This window comes from Actinomadura decatromicini, assembly GCF_008121305.1.
Classification (GTDB): Bacteria; Actinomycetota; Actinomycetes; order Streptosporangiales; family Streptosporangiaceae; genus Spirillospora; species Spirillospora syzygii.
The window spans coordinates 78,757-93,865 of the sequence record NZ_VSRQ01000005.1; the positions used below are offsets into that span (position 1 = coordinate 78,757).

Here is a 15,109-nt window from a genome sequence, read left to right on the forward strand (position 1 = left end):
ATGACCGTCAATCCAGGACATCTCCCTCGCGCTGCCGAGGCGCTGCCCGACGACCGCTTCCTCGACCGGGAGGAGAGCTGGCTCAGATTCAACCAGCGTGTCCTGGAGTTGGCCGAGGATCCGACGCTGCCGCTGCTGGAGCGCGTCCGGTTCCTGTCGATCTTCGCCAGCAACCTGGACGAGTTCTTCATGGTCCGCGTCGCCGGGCTCGCCCGCCGGATGGCGACCGGGCTCGCCGTCCAGTCCGCGAGCGGCCGGCAGCCGCGCGAGGTGCTGCAGCGCACCGGCGAGGTCGCGCACGAGCTGATGCTGCGGCACGCCGCCGTCTTCCGCGACGAGGTCCAGCCCGCGCTCGGCGACGAGGGCATCGACATCCTGCGCTGGGACGAACTGGCCGAGACCGAGCAGGAGCGGCTCCGCCGCCTGTTCCGCGACCGGATCTACCCCGTCCTCACGCCGCTCGTCGTCGACTCCGCGCACCCGTTCCCTTACATCTCGGGGCTGTCGCTGAACCTGGCGGTGATCGTCCGGGACCCGGAGACGGACGCGACGATGTTCGCCCGCGTCAAGGTGCCGCCGCTCCTGCCGCGCTTCATCGAGGCGTCCCCGGACCGGTTCACCCCGCTGGAGGACGTGATCGCCGCCCATCTCGGCCAGTTGTTCGTCGGGATGGAGGTCGTCGAGCACCACGCGTTCCGCGTCACCCGCAACCAGGACTTGGAGATCGACGACGACATCAGCGAGGGCCTCCTCCAGGCGCTGGAGCGGGAGCTGCTGCGCCGCCGGTTCGGCCCGGTCGTCCGCCTTGAGGTGGAGGAGTCGATCTCCGCCGGGGTGCTGGAGCTGCTCACGTCCGAGCTGGCGGTGGACGAGGGCCAGATCTACCGCGTCGTCGGCCCGCTCGACCTCGGCGGGCTCGCCGCCATCGCCGATCTCGACCGGCCGGAGCTGAAATATCCCCCTTTCGTCCCGTCCAAGGAGGCGCTGCCGGAGGATGCGAGCATCTTCAGCGCGATCCGTGAGCGGGACGTGCTCGTCCACCACCCCTACGACTCGTTCACGACGACCGTCCAGCGGCTGATCGAGGACGCGGCCACCGACCCGCGCGTCCTCGCGATCAAGCAGACGCTGTACCGGACGTCCGGCGACTCCCCGATCGTGGACGCGCTGATGGCCGCCGCCGAGGCGGGCAAGCAGGTCGTGGTCGTCGTCGAGCTGAAGGCCCGGTTCGACGAGCGCGCCAACATCGCCTGGGCGCGGAAGCTGGAGACGGCGGGCTGCCACGTCGTGTACGGGTTCGTCGGGTTGAAGACGCACTGCAAGCTGGCGCTGATCGTCCGGCAGGACGCGGAGGGGCAGCTCCGCCGGTACTGCCACATCGGCACCGGCAACTACCACCCGAAGACCGCCCGCCTCTACGAGGACTTCGGGCTCCTGACCGCCGACCCCGAGGTCGGCGAGGACGTCAGCGCCCTGTTCAATCACCTCACCGGCTACTCGCGGCAGAGCTCCTACCATCGGCTGCTCGTCGCGCCGAACAGCCTGCGGTCGGGGCTCGTCCAGCGGATCGAGCACGAGATCGACAACCACCGGGCCGGGCATCCGGCGCGGATCAGGATCAAGTGCAACTCGCTGGTGGACGAGGTGATCATCGACGCGCTGTACCGGGCGTCGCGGGCCGGGGTGCCGGTGGACGTCTGGGTCCGCGGGATCTGCGCGCTGCGTCCCGGCGTGCCGGGGCTGTCGGAGACCGTCCGGGTGCGGAGCGTCCTCGGCCGGTTCCTGGAGCACTCCCGCGTGTTCGCGTTCGAGAACGGCGGCGAGCCGGAGGTGTGGATCGGCAGCGCCGACCTCATGCACCGCAACCTGGACCGCCGCGTCGAGGCCCTCGTCACCGTCACCGACCGGGCGCAGCGCGACGACCTGCTCGCCCTTCTCGACCGCGCCATGGACGAGGGCACCCACTCGTGGGCGCTCGACGCCGACGGCACCTGGACGCGGCTCACCCCGCGGCCCGGCGAGATCATGCTCGACATCCAGACCCACCTGGTGAAGAGCCGCCGGTGGAGGACCGTCGATGGCTGACGTCATCCGGGCGGCGGGCGCGCTGCTCTGGCGGGACGGCCCGCTGGGCGAGGCTGAGTTCGCAGTGATCCACCGGCCGCGCTACGACGACTGGTCGTTCCCCAAGGGGAAGATCGACAAGGGCGAGCACGTGCTGGCGGCGGCCGTCCGGGAGATCGAGGAGGAGACCGGGATCGTGCCCCGGCTCGGCCGCAGGCTCCCGACCAGCACGTATCCCGTCCGGGACCGGACGAAGCAGGTCGACTACTGGGCGGCGCGCCCGCTCGCCTTCGGCGCGTTCACGCCGAACGACGAGGTGGACGAGCTGGCCTGGCTGCCCGCCGCCGAGGCGGAGGAGAGGCTCAGCTACGGGCACGACGTCGACCTGTTGCGCGAGTTCCTCAACGGGCCGCTGCACACCACGCCGTTCGTGATCCTGCGGCACGCGTCCGCGGGTGAGAAGCTCCGCTGGCGTGAGGCGGACGAGCTGCGGCCCCTGGACGAGGCGGGCCGCGCGGAGGCCATCCAGCTGGCCGGACTCCTGCATGTTTTCGGGCCGTCCCGGCTGGTCAGCTCGGCGACGGCGCGGTGCGCGGAGACCGTCCTGCCCTACGCGCGGCGGCTGCGGGAGCCGGTCGTCACGGACGCGGCGTTCACGGTCGGGGACACCGGCCCCGACCGTGCCGTCGAGACGCTCCTCGGCCTGGTCGCGGACGGCGTCCCCGCCGTCGTCTGCACGCACGGCGAGATCGTCTCCACGCTCGTCACCGGATTGTGCAAGGCGCTCGGCCAGAAAGTCCCGGACGATCCGGGCCTGCGAAAGGCGGAATTCTGGGTGGCGCACGTGAGCGACGGTTCAATGGCCGCTCTCGAACGCCACCGCCCTAGAACGACGGACCCAAGGTCTGCGACCACGTAGTGGACAGGCGGCCCTTCGCCGCCTCCGCCGCGCATTCCTCTTTCCCGTAAAGGACGCCCAACGCGAACGCCTCGGCCGGGATGTTCGTGCGCTTGGCGGCGGCCTCCAAGTGCTCCATGGCGATCACGCCGTCCTGGTGGTCGCCGAGCACCTCCTGGATGCGCTTGGCGTCCTTGACCACCCGCTTCGCGGCAACGCCCAGCACCGGAACGGCCAGCTCGGCGGCGTAGCGCGCCCGCTTGGCGGCCTTGCGGGTCTCGTGCCGCGCGATGTCGGGATCGTCGGACGTCTTGATCGAGTGGTAGTCCTTGGCCATTCGCGTCCACGCCCGCGTGACGAGGCCCGGCAGCTCCTTGCGGGCCTTTCTGTCCGCCGTCTCCGCGAGCGGCGGATCGAGGACGAGCCGGTCGAGCTCGTCGAGGATCGCGAAATACCTGGCGCTCTTCAGATGCGCGTTGAGGCGGCGGTAGGCGGCCTGTTCCTGCTGTTTCAGGTCGTCCAGCAGAAAGGCCGGCGCGCCCGCGAAACGCATTCTCAGCACTTCCCGATCGCGGACCTCGCCGAGCACTTCGGCGAGCCACCGCAGCTCAGGGTTGAGCGGCGCGGTGCGCTCCGCGTCGAGGACGGGCCGGTAGCTGCGCAGCGCGCTCCGCAGCCGCCGCACCGCCACCCGCATCCGGTGGACGGCGTCGTCCTCCGCGAGCCGCGCCTTCGGGTCGAACTCCAGCACCGCGTCGACCTGCTCGGCGAGGTAGGCGAGGACGACCTCCCCGGTCGTCACCACGGGGCCCTTGCCGTTCGAGGTGGCCGCCGCGACCCGCGACCGCGCCGCCGCCCGCGCCGCGGCCGCCGCCGACGGCGTCACCGCGCCGCCGAGCAGCCGCCCGAGCTTCGACGACGACGCGGCCCGCCGCGCGCCGCACTTGCGCAGCCGCTTCCCGGTCGCCTTCATGAGCTCCGGCGTCCCGCCGCCGAGCTCCACCTCGACCTCGCGCCAGCGGTCGGGTTCGGCGTCCGGCCCGGCCCGCCCGGTGACCAGGTCGTCGGCGATCTCCGCCAGCTCGCGGCCGTCCGCGTCGTACAGCCGGACGACCGTCCGCCCGGTGTCGAGCGTCGCGACCGGCCCCAGCTCCGCGCCCCGCGTATAGGCCGCGACCAGCGCGGACAGCCGCGCCGGCACCACGCTCGGACGCCCCAGCGGCGCCCGCAGCTCCTGCTTGCTGTCCGGACCGGCGGGCATCTTGAGATGCCAGCCCGCGTCCGTCCCGCCGCGGCGGCGGCGCAACGTGATCCCGTGCGCGGCGAGCCGGAGATCCGCGGTGTCGTAGTAGGTCGCGTACAGTTCGTGCGCCTCGGGCGTCCCCGTGGAGGCCACGTCCGGCAGCCCGTCCAGATCCGGCAGGACGAAGTCGGACGCGGCGTCGTACTTCTGCTCGATCTCCAGATGCCTTTCGGCCACGCTTCAGCTCCTCCAGGAAGGGGTCCGGCACCGCTCCACACCCAAGTGGCCAGGATTTCACGGCAAGGTGAACAACAACAGAAAAGTGAGGGTCGACGGCGCCCGCCTAGCATGCTCAGGTGCGAACACTGGTGCTCTGGGACATCGATCACACCCTCATTAACGCGGGCGGCCTCAGCGGCGAGATCTACGCGTCCGTCTTCCACCGCCTGATCGGCCGCGCGCCCGCCAAGATCGCCGCAATGGCCGGACGCACCGACCGAGCCATCACCGCCGAGACCCTGGACCACCACGGCGTGCCCCCGACACCGTCCCTGACCTCGTCTTTCCTGGACGCCCTGGCTCTTGCCTTCGAGGCACGCCGCGCCGAACTGCCCGCCCGGGGCCACGTCCTCCCCGGCGCCCGCGCCGCCCTGGAGGCCCTGGCCGCCCGTACCGACGTGGTCCAGTCAGCGCTGACGGGCAACACCCGCCGGATCGCCGAATGCAAACTGACCGCCTTCGGCCTCACCGACTTCTTCGCCCTCGACGCCGGCGCCTACGGCGACGACGCTCTCGAACGCCCGCCGTTGGTGAAACTCGCCCAGCACCGCGCGTCCCGCCAATACGGCGAGCAATTCACGGCGTCCAACACCGTCCTGATAGGCGACACCCCGCACGACGTCCGCGCAGCCCACGAAGGCGGCGCCCACGTAGTAGCAGTGGCAACAGGCGCAACCCCAGCCGCCGCCCTACGCCTCTCAGGCGCCGAAGCAGTCCTCCCCGACCTAACAGAAACCGACGCAGTACTAACCGCCATCCTCCGCGCGTAACCCCTCACCCACAAAAGGCGCGATAGGCGTCCTTCAACTCCCCAACCTCCGGAACGCGCAACTCACCGACCCCCGTGACGACCTCAGCGGCACGCCAGTAGTTGGACGGAACGAGCCGCCCACTCGTCACCGCTTCAAGAGCCACATGGACCGCCTCGTCCCCCTGACCAGCGCCAACCAGCGCCAAGGCCAGATCCAACCGAGCAGACACCACCCGCCGAGGCCGGTCGGCCCGCCGCGCCTCCAACCGCCCCAGGACGCCCCGCGCACACGCCACCGCCGCCGGATCACCCAGCCACGACAGAGTGGTGGCCATGTAGGCGTCGCTCTTAGCGGGGTCATAGCGGAAGTGGTGCTCGGGCCGTTCCGGCATCGCCATCGGCGCGACGAGCCGCTCCACCCGAGCCAGCGCATCGCGCGTCTCCGCCCCAGCACCAAGCCGCGCCCAAGCCCGCCCTTCCTGCGCCGTGGCCTGAATGAACGCCGAACCACCCTTCGGCGCGGCCTCCTGCGCTCCCCTTGCCAGGACGACGGCCTCCCGGTAATCGCCACCGGTGACGGCCTCCCACGCGCGCGTCTCCAGCGTCCACGCATAAATCTCCGGATGACCGCCATGCACGGCAAGCTCGGCGGCCGTCCGCAGCCGCACAGCCGCGCTCCTACTATGGCCCAGGTCGATCTCGCAGGTCGCGGCGAGCAACGACAGCCACCCGCCGACCACCACGAGCCGCCGCCGCTGGACGAGCGTCATCCGCACGTCCATGAGCCGCGCCACATACTCCAGATGCCGCCGCGTCCGACGAAGCAGCTCGGACGGCGCAGACCGCGGATAAGCAGAAGCAAGCTCATCCACCGCCACTTCCAACGCGACAAGCGTCCCCTCGCCGACATCACTAGCAGCCACCCGCCGCGCCAACTCCACCGCGTCCAACCCGTCGTCATGCAGCACCTCCACTGCTGGAGGCGCCTGTCCGGAGAACAGGTCGTGCTCAGGGATTTCTAGGGCGGCGGTGTAGAGGAGGCGGTAGCGGGGGCCTACGGCGTGTTCGCCTGCTTCGTGGCCGCGGATCGTTCGCTCAAGGTCTTTGAGGCTTGGTAGGCGTCGGGCGACGCGGTCGGGTGCCACGTCGCGGAAGAGTTCGGCCAGATCTGCGACGGTCAACCCGCGCGCTTTGCGCTCGGCCCGTAACCGCGCCCCAACCTGCTTCTTCTTGGACACTGCGATTCACCTCGGCTCGGATTTCCGCGGAGATGGCCGGTATCCACTCTCACCCGCGGTTATCACGGTGACCTCCACCGCCCGTCAGTGATTCACTGAGAGTGACCGATTCGCCACAATGTGGGAGGTGGGTGTGACGAGGACGAGTGGCCCTCTGCCGTTCTTTGTGTGGGACGTCGTTGGGGGCGCGGGCGGGGTGACGGGGGATCGGGACGTTGCGATTCGGCATGTTCGGCGAGGGCTTGAGGCGTCGGCGCCCGGGGTGCGTGGAGAGGTGCGGCGGGTCACGGTCTCGATGAGTGGGCGCGTCGAGTACGTCCAGCTCGGTGTCGTCGTTGCGGCCAGGCGCGGCATCGGCGGCGTGGTGTGGGCTCGGCGCGTTGGGGTCAAGCCCGCCGCGCCTGATCGTGCGCAGGTTGTTGCGGTGGTGCGCGGGTGGGTTGGGGCCGTTGTCTACTCGCCGGACGAAGCCGCTGCGTCGGTGGGGTGTGAGGTCAGGGGCTGAGGATGGCTCGGCAGGTTTTGCTGATTAGGGCGTCCACCTGTGGGGGTGGAGGTCGTCGGTCTTGGAGGTGGCGGCGGACGGCGCCGTAGGGGACGTCGATCGTGGCGAATAGGAGGTCGTCGCGGTCGGTTGTGGGGTGGCGGGTTATGTAGGCGTTCAGGGCTTGCGCTAGGCGGGTGTTCAGGGTGGCTAGGGCTTCGGTCAGGTCGGTGGGCCAGGTGGGAGCCAGGTCTTGGCGGCGGTAGAGGAGTAGGACCGCGGCCTCGTTCATGTGGGTGCGGCACCAGCGCGGGGTGTGCAGGGCGGCGGATTCGGGGTCGTCCGCGTTGAGGGCCTCGATGAAGCCTTCCTGGAAGCGGCGGACGGTGCGCGTCCACAACGTCGCCAGGAGCAGGTCGCGGGAGCCGAAGCGATGGTAGAGGGAGCCGGACGGGGCGCCGAGCCGTCCCGCGATGGCCGCGATCGTCGCGGCGGCCGGGCCGTCCTCGGCGGTGACGGCGAGGGCCGCGTCGAGGATCTGGTCCTGGCCGAACTTCGCCGGTCTTCCCAAGGAGCGCCTCCCAGTGCTAGTAGTGGAGCATTCTAGAACATCTTCTCTAAAACGAGGTGCGCGCATGTCAGCGGAGACGGATCTCGTCGCACGGTTCTACGGCGCCGCGCAGGCGGGGGACGGGGCGGCGATCCTGGCCATCCTGCATCCGACGTTCGAGGCGCACACCGCGCCGGGGCTCCCGTGCGGGGCGGGTGGCACCTTCCATGGGCCGCACGAGACGCTCGCCAAAGTGTGGGGTGCGGTGTTCGCCGAGTTCGACACGGCTCCGTACGCCGAGTCCTGGCATGAGACGACGGACGGAATGGTCGTGGTCACCGGCCGTTATCGGGGCGTTTCGCGGGCGACGGGGCGCGATTATGAGGCCGAGTTCGTCCACCTGTGGCGGGTTACCGGTGGGCTGATCTCCTGGCTGCACCAGTACACCGACACCGCGCGATGGCACGAGGCCGTTAGCCCGGTGTAGCTCAGGAGTAGAAGGTGACCAGGTCGCAGTAGGGGATGTCTTCGTCTTCCATTCCGTCGGCGAAACGGTTGAAGTCCACTACCTCTTCGGCGGCCGTGATGATGGTGTGGGCCAGGGCCTTGTGGTCGGGATTCGCGAGGCGGGCTTCGGCTGCTTGGTAGGCCGTTAGTAGGGCGGCCACCTGGGGTGCGGGGAGGTGTCCGATCGAGGGTAGGTCGGATGGGTAGGGGGTGCCTGTGAACGGGGAGTTGTACATGAAGCCCAGAGGAGTTAGCTCGGCGGGGACGCCCAGGGCCATCAGCTCGCGGCTTGCCTCGTCCAGGAAGCGGGCGCCCAGTTTCATCGGGCCGAAGTCGAAGCGTTTCGATTCGAGCTGCTCGATGACGATTTCCCAGGCGTGGCCGTAGGCGTTTCCGGCGTCCGGGTCTTTCGGACGGTCGTGCAGGATGTCCTCCAGCGCCTCGGTGACCGTGCGCGAGCCCTTGACGTAGCCTTCCGCGTCGACGGCGGCGGCCTGTGTCCGGGACTCCTCGGCCAGCCAGACATTCGTCGGCCGGACCAATATGTCGAGCGTCGCGAGGCTGACGCTGTACAACCTGAGCTGCGTGCTCACGCTCCCGAACCTCCTCGTGCGGAAGTGATCATTCCTAGCAGCTCGAAGCCCGCCGGGTTCGGGGAACGAGGCCATTCAGCCGAGCGTGGCGAGGGCCTCGTCCAGGGCTTCGGGGAGGTCCAGGGACGGGTCGTCCGCCCAGCGGAGCATCAGGTCGAGCATGATGCCGAAGGCCGCGCCGGTCAGCGTGCGGATTTCGGGCGAGGGGCGGCCGGTGCGTTCGGCGAGAATGGCGGTCACCGTGCGCATCGTGTCGATGAAACTGCCGAACGCGACGCCGCGCAACGCGGGAACGGACAGGATCAGGACGGTCCGGTCGTGCCCGGCGGCGAGGTCGTCGGCGGAGAAGCCACCGAGGACGTCCCGCAGCGCGGCGCGCAATGCCTGGATGGGGGGCAGGTCCGGGGGCTGGGCGCGGAGCGACTCGAAGAACACCGGGTCGGTCTCGTCGGTGATGACGAGGTCCTCTTTGGTGGGGAAATAGCGGAAGACGGTGGTGTGCGCGACCTCCGCCGCCTGCGCCACCTGCTCGACGGTGGTCGACTCGTAGCCCTGCTCGCGAAACAGGCGAAGCGCCTCCCGCTGGATCGCGGCCCGCGTCCTCGCCTTCTTCAGTTCCCGAAGGCCCTGCTTGGCCGCCATGCCCCGCCTTCCCTCAGCCCGTTTCCGCCGCCGAGCCTACCGGCGCGCCCTCCACGTCCACGTGCGGCAGGACGCGGTCGAGCCGGGCGGGCAGCCACCATCCGGTGCGTCCGAGCAGGGACATCACGGCGGGCACGATCGTCAGCCGGACGACGAACGCGTCGAACAGCACGGCGGCGGCGAGCGCGAAGCCGAACGACTGCACCATCGGGGTGTTCGACAGGATGAAACCGCCGAACACACTGATCATGATGATCGCGGCGGCGGTGACGACGCGGGCGCCGTGCGCGAGGCCGGCGGCGGCGGCCTCGGCCGGCGCGGCGCCGCGCACGTGCGCCTCCCGCATCCGGGTGACGAGGAAGACCTGGTAGTCCATGGCCAGCCCGAACACGAGGCCGATCAGCATGACGGGCAGCAGGTTCACGATGATGCCGGACGAATGGACGACGCCGAGCGCGTCCAGCCACCCCCACTGGAACACCGCGACGACCGCGCCGAACGTCGCCGCGACGCTGAGTAGGAAGCCGAGCGTGGCCTTCAGCGGCACCGCGATCGACCGGAACACGAGCGTGAGCAGGATGAACGCCAGGCCGATGACGACCGCCAAGTAGGGGACAAGGGCGTCCGCGAGCTTCGCCGACGTGTCGATGTCGATCGCCGTCCGGCCGGTGACCGCGACACCGTCGCCGTGGAAGCGGTCGCGGATGTCGTTGATGAGCTTCTCGGTGTCCTCGCTGGTCGGGCCGCTCGCGGGGACGACGTTCAGCAGCGCCGTGTCACCGGACCGGTTGAGCAACGGCTCGCCGACCGATGCCACGCCGGGAAGGGACGCGACCTGCCGCGCGACCTGGTCCGCGGCGGTTCTCGTGTTTCGGGAGGACTGGACGACCAGCGTCAGCGGTCCGTTGATCCCCGGGCCAAAATCCGCGGCGAGGAGGTCGTATGCCGCGCGTTGCGTCGTCCCGGACGGGGCGGTCCCGTCGTCCGGCAGGCCGAGGCGCAGGCCGAGCGCGGGCACCGCCGCGACGACCAGCCCGGCGACCGCCACGGCCAGGACGGGGACCGGCCGCGCGGTCACGAACCGGGCCCAGCGCCGTCCGGCCGGGTCCGCGGCGGGACGGCGACCGCCCAGCGCGCGGTGTCCGGCGAACCCGAGCAACGCGGGCAACAGCGTCAGCGCGACCGCCACGGCGACCCCGACCGTGAACGCGGCGGACAGGCCGAGCTTCGTCAGCACGGGGATGTCCACGACGGCGAGGCCCGCGAGCGCGATGATCACGGTGAGCCCGGCGAACACGACGGCGGACCCGGCGGTGGCGGCGGCGCGTCCGGCCGCGTCGGCGGGGGCGTGGCCGTCCCGGACCTCCTCGCGGTAGCGGGAGATGATGAACAGCGCGTAGTCGATCGCGACGGCGAGGCCGAGCATGAGCGCGAGCGCCGAGGCGTCGGAGCTGAACTCGACCACGGCGGTGGCGGCGCTGATCACCGACAGCCCGATCGCGATCCCGGCGGCGGCCGTGAGCAGCGGCAACCCGGCCGCGACGAACGAACCCAGCGTGACGAACAGGACGACCGCCGCCACCGCGACGCCGAGCAGCTCCCCGGCGCCCTCCTCCGGTGGCGCGACCGCGTCGCCGCTCATCTCCACCCGCAGGCCGGGGACGGTCGCGGCGGCGCGCAGCGCGGCGCGGTCGGCGCCGGTCAGCTCGTACTCCGGGACGCGGTAGGCGACCTCGGCGAAGGCGGTTCGTCCGTTGCGCGAGACGGTCGCCGGGGAGACCTCCGCGACCTTCGGCGCCGACTTGATGCGGTCGATCGCCCGGTCGACGGACGCCTTCGGCAGGACGGCTCCGGTGAACACGACCTTCGCCGCCGCGTTCCCGGCCTCGGCCTGCGGGAACCGGTCGGCGAGCAGGTCGTTCGCGTGTTGCGACTCTGTTCCCGGGACGGAGAACGTGTCGGGGGCCGGTTCGGCGAGCGTCGCGCCGCTCAGCAGGGCGGCGGCGAGCAGCCCCGTCCAGGCCAGTACGACCGCGAGCCGCCGCCGGAAGCAGAACCGGCCGAGCCGCCCCAGGAACGCAGACATGCCACACACTCCCTTTCGCTAGTGCGATAGGAAGTGTTAGTGAACTAGCGTTATCTGTCAACCTGCCCGGTCACTAGACCGTGTCCGTCGGACCGTAGAGGTCGTCAGTGTGTGTAGGGCTGTCCGACCGTGGAGGTCAGCCGGTGTAGGGCGGGGCGACTCCCCAGCTCCAGTGCGGCATGGGCGCCTCCAGCGGCGGTTTCGCGTCGGGCTGGGAGTTGGCGAGGGCGATGCGCGTCCCCCACTCGATGTAGGACGCGAACGCGGCGCGGAACTCGGGGTCGTCCGGGAGGCCGACCTCGTCCGCGGCGTCCATGAGCAGCGACACCCAGCGGCGCCGCTGCGCCTCGGTGATCGCCTTGCCGAGGTGCTGCCGGACCATGTGGTGGTAGCCGCCGCGCTCCCCGCTGTAGCGCCCGGGCCCGCCGAACACCTCGCCGAGCCAGATCGCGACCCACTTCGGATGGTCCGGCGCCATGTGCTCGAACAGGGGCCTGAGCAGGTCGTCCTTCAGGACGTTCGTGTAGAAGACCTCGGTGAGCCGCGCCAGCGCCTCGCCCCCGCCCGCCCAGGCGTACATCGTCGGGACGGACCCGCCCGCGCCCCGCACCGGCGTCCGCTCGTAGTGCCGCATCTCCTCGATCCGCTGCACGTACGGCTTGATCTCCGCGAAGAAGGCGGGGAAGTGCTCGCCGCCGCGGAAGCCCTTCATGTGGTCGTCGGTGGACGTCCAGCCGATGCGCAGGACGTACCACTCGGGCTCGTCTACGCACCGGGACAGCTCGTAGTCCACGCACTGGGGCGCGGCGGCGAGGGAGGCGGCGGCCCGCGCGTACGCCTGCTCGAACGCCCCGGACTCGGCCGGGTCGATGCGGTAGCGGATGTACTCGACGATCATGCGTGCCCCCATGAATGCGACCGGTCGGGTAATCACAGTAATCCTGTAATCACCCGACCGGAAGCGGGACGATCAATCCCCGATCAATCCCCAACGATCAATCCGGACGATCAGTCCTTGGCGGCCGACGAGCGCCGGAACAGCGCGACCGCCCCGGCCGCCGCCGCGACGACCGCCGCGATCAGCCCGATCCACAGCCAGCCGGACGAGCCGCCGCCCGAGTCGTCGGACGACGACACCGCCGCGGTCTGCGACGGTGCAGCCTGCGACGGCGCGGGCTGTGCCTGGGACGGCGCGGGCTGGGTGGCACTCCCCGACGATCCCTTCACGGTGAACGTGTAGGTGCCCGAGACCGGGTGCCCGTCCGCCGACACGACCCGCCAGGCGACCGTGTACTTGCCGTTCGGCAACGTCCCGTTGACCGCCTGCGTGACCTTGTTGTCGACGGCCCGCGCCGATCCCGACTGGTGCTGCCCGCCGGACGCGTCCGAAAGGATCACCTTCGGCAACCGGACCGTCTCGGAGTACTCCAGGACGACCTTCGTCGGCGCCCCGACCGAAGCGTTCTTCGCCGGGGTGGCCCCGGTCAGCGCGGTATGCGCCGAAGCCGGAACCGCGGACAACGCGAGAACCGTCCCGACCGCGAGGGCACTCGCCCCGACACGCCTGGACGCCCGTCCAACCGGCTTGGAGAACCGCGTCGTGCGCGCGGAGTCCCGCCCCGCCCGCTTGAAGGCACGCGCCACCGGCCCGGTGAACTGCGTCGTGCGCGCGGAGTCCCGCCCCGTCCGCTTGAAGGCACGCGCCACCGGCCCGGTGAATTGCGTCGTGCGCTCAGAGACCCGCCCCGCCTGCTTGAAGACGTGCGCCGCGCGCCCAGGGCTGGTGGCGGCCCGGGTCATGACCTGCTCCGGGCGCGGGTGAGGGCGAAGGCGGCGGCGAGGAGACCGAGCGCGCCGACGCCGATGCCGACGCCGCCGAGCAGGCGGGCCGTCCCGTCGTCGGACGAGGCCGTGGCCTGCGGTTTCACCTGCGCGGTCAGCCCCGCCTGCGCGGTGCCGCCCGCCTCCTGCTTGGGGACGAGTTTCAGCGCGGGCGCCGGATGCTCGGGCTCGTTCGGCCCGTCGACCGGGTTCTCCTCCCACTTGACGACCTCGCCGTTCGAGTACGTCTGGTCGGTCTTGAAGACGAGCTGGTCGGTGTCGGTGGGCAGCGGGCCCATCGAGACGTCGAACTCCTGGAACTGCCCGGCCTCGATCTTCCCGCCGGTCCAGGTGATCTTGCTGACGGTCTCGGTCAGCTCGCCGCCCTCGGTCTTGATCGGCTGCGCGAGCTTCGCCTTCTCGACCTTCGCCGTCCAGCCGGGCAGCGGACGGACCGACACCGACGACAGCGGATGGTCGGCGGGCAGGTTCACCACGAGCTTCGTCGTGGAGGCGTTGTCGCGCTCGTTCGGCACCCGGAACGAGATCTTGGCGTACGAGCCCTTCTCGGCGGACTTCGGATTGGCGGTGACGTGCGCGGACGCCGCCGATGCGAGGCCGAGCACGGACACGGCGGACAGCGCGGCGACCGCGCCGACCCGCCGGGCGACCGGGCGGGCGGCCGGGTGGGAGGCATGCGAAAGGAAAGCCATGACGGAACTCCGTTCGAGTCGTACGGAAAATCCGGAAACGCCGATCGGTCGGCGTCCGGTGACGTACGGCGCTCGATTCGTCCGCCTAGCGGACGGCGAGCGCCCTCGAACGCGGCGGGGGACCCCGCCGGACGACCTGGTGCCGCAGCACACGTCCGACCGCCGGGACCGCGTCCGCCGCCGGGACGGCGAACACCGCGCGCGGCGGTCCGCCCGCCGGTCGGGCGGCGAGGGCGAGGAGTGCGAGCAGCAGCCGGATCGGACGGTCCGCCGCCGCGGCGGCCCGCCGTGCCAGCGCCCACGCCGTCCGCTCGCCGCGCCGCAGCCACCACGCGGCGACCAGCGCGGCGACCGTGTGCGCGAGCGTCATCGTGATCCCGCCGGAGCCGTGCGCGACCGGCGTGAGGACCTCCGCGCCCGCCCCGTGCACGGCGGAACCGTGCATGGCGGAACCGTGCGTGACGGGGTCGTGCATGACGGCTGCGCTCCGCTGGACCGAGCCCGCGGTCGTCGCGGCCGTGAACAGCGTGTGCAGCGCGAACTGCCCGCCGAGGAGCCCACCCAAGATCGTCGGCAGGGAGCGCTCGTGCCCGGCCAGCATCAGCGTGACGCCGAGTACCGCGCAGAATCCGACGCCCGCCGTCCACACGGGGACGGGCGCACCCGAGGCGAGGACGTGCCCGCTGGTCGCCAGCACGACGCACACGGTGGCGAACACCACCGCGCGCGCGGTTCGGAAGCCCGGGAGCGGGGGACGCGGGGACATGGCGTTGACCATCGTCCCACCCGCTCCCCGGGCTGTGTACCCCACCCCCGCGAACAATCTCGACACGCCCAACATATTGGGGTTGCGCAAAGATCGTCGACTAGATGTAGGGTTCAGTCCCGTGCTGGTTCGCCCCCGCCGCCCAGGCGGGGGCGTCGCAAGAGGGAACCCGGTGAGAGTCCGGGACTGCCCCGCAGCGGTGAGTGGGAACGACCGCCGTCATCACGCACTGGGCCGCACGGCCCGGGAAGCGACGGCCAGTAGGACGCGCCCTCCTCCGGGTCTCCGGAGAGGCGCCGTGCCCGCGAGTCCGAAGACCTGCCAGCGCGCGAGGAGGCCGGGCGGCCGCGCCATGGCGAGGTTCGCCTGACCGACCTCTTCAAGGGTCCGGGGGACGTCCCCCAGGCCGAACACGTCCAGGTCTCGCGGGTGGGCCGGGGGCGGAGCGCGGCGTGCCGCCGCGTGCCGTTCGCA

14 protein-coding genes and 1 riboswitch are annotated in these 15,109 nt (G+C 71.0%); of the genes, 4 read left to right on the plus strand and 10 right to left on the minus strand.

What is annotated here, in order from left to right:
• Both FXF68_RS23095 and FXF68_RS23100 read left to right on the plus strand, forming a co-directional pair.
• Positions 1–2,085: an RNA degradosome polyphosphate kinase gene (locus tag FXF68_RS23095; RefSeq protein ID WP_148762570.1), complete on the plus strand. Its 2,085-nt coding sequence runs from the start codon at positions 1–3 to the stop codon at positions 2,083–2,085.
• Complete coding sequence (locus tag FXF68_RS23100) at positions 2,078–2,983, plus strand: NUDIX hydrolase (RefSeq protein ID WP_148762572.1); 906 nt, start codon at positions 2,078–2,080, stop codon at positions 2,981–2,983. The genes FXF68_RS23095 and FXF68_RS23100 overlap by 8 nt, the downstream gene beginning before the upstream one ends.
• On the opposite strand, the gene FXF68_RS23105 is transcribed toward FXF68_RS23100, so the two are convergent.
• On the minus strand, positions 2,949–4,442 hold the full coding sequence (locus FXF68_RS23105) for a CYTH and CHAD domain-containing protein (protein WP_148762574.1): 1,494 nt from the start codon (positions 4,440–4,442) through the stop codon (positions 2,949–2,951). The two genes, FXF68_RS23100 and FXF68_RS23105, sit on opposite strands and share 35 nt — an antisense overlap.
• Positions 4,443–4,561: 119 nt before the next feature.
• Here FXF68_RS23105 and FXF68_RS23110 point away from each other — a divergent pair, with 119 nt between their 5' ends.
• Complete coding sequence (locus FXF68_RS23110) at positions 4,562–5,254, plus strand: HAD family hydrolase (RefSeq protein ID WP_148762576.1); 693 nt, start codon at positions 4,562–4,564, stop codon at positions 5,252–5,254.
• A 4-nt stretch (positions 5,255–5,258) separates the two neighbouring features.
• Here FXF68_RS23110 and FXF68_RS23115 read toward each other — a convergent pair whose 3' ends face one another.
• Positions 5,259–6,473: an NsdA family TPR-like regulatory protein gene (locus tag FXF68_RS23115; RefSeq protein ID WP_148762578.1), complete on the minus strand. Its 1,215-nt coding sequence runs from the start codon at positions 6,471–6,473 to the stop codon at positions 5,259–5,261.
• 494 nt (positions 6,474–6,967) lie between these two features.
• Positions 6,968–7,528, minus strand: coding sequence for a TetR/AcrR family transcriptional regulator (locus FXF68_RS23120; RefSeq protein ID WP_187438061.1), 561 nt, complete (start codon positions 7,526–7,528; stop codon positions 6,968–6,970).
• A gap of 64 nt (positions 7,529–7,592) precedes the next feature.
• Between FXF68_RS23120 and FXF68_RS23125 the strand changes: the two genes are divergently transcribed.
• Positions 7,593–7,994 carry a nuclear transport factor 2 family protein gene (locus FXF68_RS23125; protein WP_148762582.1) on the plus strand — a complete coding sequence of 134 codons (402 nt, stop codon included), beginning with the start codon at positions 7,593–7,595 and terminating at the stop codon, positions 7,992–7,994.
• Position 7,995: 1 nt separating this feature from the next.
• On the opposite strand, the gene FXF68_RS23130 is transcribed toward FXF68_RS23125, so the two are convergent.
• From FXF68_RS23130 to FXF68_RS23160, 7 genes are all read right to left on the minus strand, one after another.
• The gene (locus FXF68_RS23130; protein ID WP_148762584.1) at positions 7,996–8,607 is read right to left on the minus strand and encodes a DUF7691 family protein; all 612 of its coding nucleotides are present in this window, start codon (positions 8,605–8,607) and stop codon (positions 7,996–7,998) included.
• Positions 8,608–8,682: 75 nt separating this feature from the next.
• Positions 8,683–9,249 carry a TetR/AcrR family transcriptional regulator gene (locus tag FXF68_RS23135; protein ID WP_148762586.1) on the minus strand — a complete coding sequence of 189 codons (567 nt, stop codon included), beginning with the start codon at positions 9,247–9,249 and terminating at the stop codon, positions 8,683–8,685.
• A gap of 13 nt (positions 9,250–9,262) precedes the next feature.
• Positions 9,263–11,335, minus strand: coding sequence for an MMPL family transporter (locus tag FXF68_RS23140; RefSeq protein ID WP_148762588.1), 2,073 nt, complete (start codon positions 11,333–11,335; stop codon positions 9,263–9,265).
• Positions 11,336–11,471: 136 nt separating this feature from the next.
• Entirely contained in the window at positions 11,472–12,233 is a 762-nt protein-coding gene (locus FXF68_RS23145) for a group II truncated hemoglobin (protein WP_148762590.1), read from the minus strand.
• Positions 12,234–12,343: 110 nt separating this feature from the next.
• Positions 12,344–13,135, minus strand: a complete 792-nt coding sequence (locus FXF68_RS43130) for a copper resistance CopC family protein (protein ID WP_222870044.1) — start codon at positions 13,133–13,135, stop codon at positions 12,344–12,346.
• Entirely contained in the window at positions 13,132–13,869 is a 738-nt protein-coding gene (locus FXF68_RS23155; protein ID WP_148762592.1) for a YcnI family copper-binding membrane protein, read from the minus strand. Before FXF68_RS23155 ends, FXF68_RS43130 begins: the two co-directional genes overlap by 4 nt.
• Positions 13,870–13,954: 85 nt before the next feature.
• Positions 13,955–14,635 (minus strand): hypothetical protein, encoded by a 681-nt coding sequence (locus FXF68_RS23160; protein WP_148762594.1) that lies wholly within the window; start codon positions 14,633–14,635, stop codon positions 13,955–13,957.
• Between the two features lie 108 nt (positions 14,636–14,743).
• Positions 14,744–14,975, plus strand: a riboswitch (cobalamin riboswitch).
• Positions 14,976–15,109: the final 134 nt, after the last annotated feature.

Coding starts and splice junctions, on each gene's coding strand:
- FXF68_RS23095 (WP_148762570.1), top strand. CDS start 1: ATGACCGTCAATCCAGGACATCTCCCTCGCGCTGCCGAGGCGCTGCCC.
- FXF68_RS23100 (WP_148762572.1), top strand. CDS start 2,078: ATGGCTGACGTCATCCGGGCGGCGGGCGCGCTGCTCTGGCGGGACGGC.
- FXF68_RS23125 (WP_148762582.1), top strand. CDS start 7,593: ATGTCAGCGGAGACGGATCTCGTCGCACGGTTCTACGGCGCCGCGCAG.
- FXF68_RS23135 (WP_148762586.1), bottom strand. CDS start 9,249: ATGGCGGCCAAGCAGGGCCTTCGGGAACTGAAGAAGGCGAGGACGCGG.
- FXF68_RS23140 (WP_148762588.1), bottom strand. CDS start 11,335: ATGTCTGCGTTCCTGGGGCGGCTCGGCCGGTTCTGCTTCCGGCGGCGG.
- FXF68_RS23145 (WP_148762590.1), bottom strand. CDS start 12,233: ATGATCGTCGAGTACATCCGCTACCGCATCGACCCGGCCGAGTCCGGG.
- FXF68_RS43130 (WP_222870044.1), bottom strand. CDS start 13,135: ATGACCCGGGCCGCCACCAGCCCTGGGCGCGCGGCGCACGTCTTCAAG.
- FXF68_RS23155 (WP_148762592.1), bottom strand. CDS start 13,869: ATGGCTTTCCTTTCGCATGCCTCCCACCCGGCCGCCCGCCCGGTCGCC.
- FXF68_RS23160 (WP_148762594.1), bottom strand. CDS start 14,635: ATGTCCCCGCGTCCCCCGCTCCCGGGCTTCCGAACCGCGCGCGCGGTG.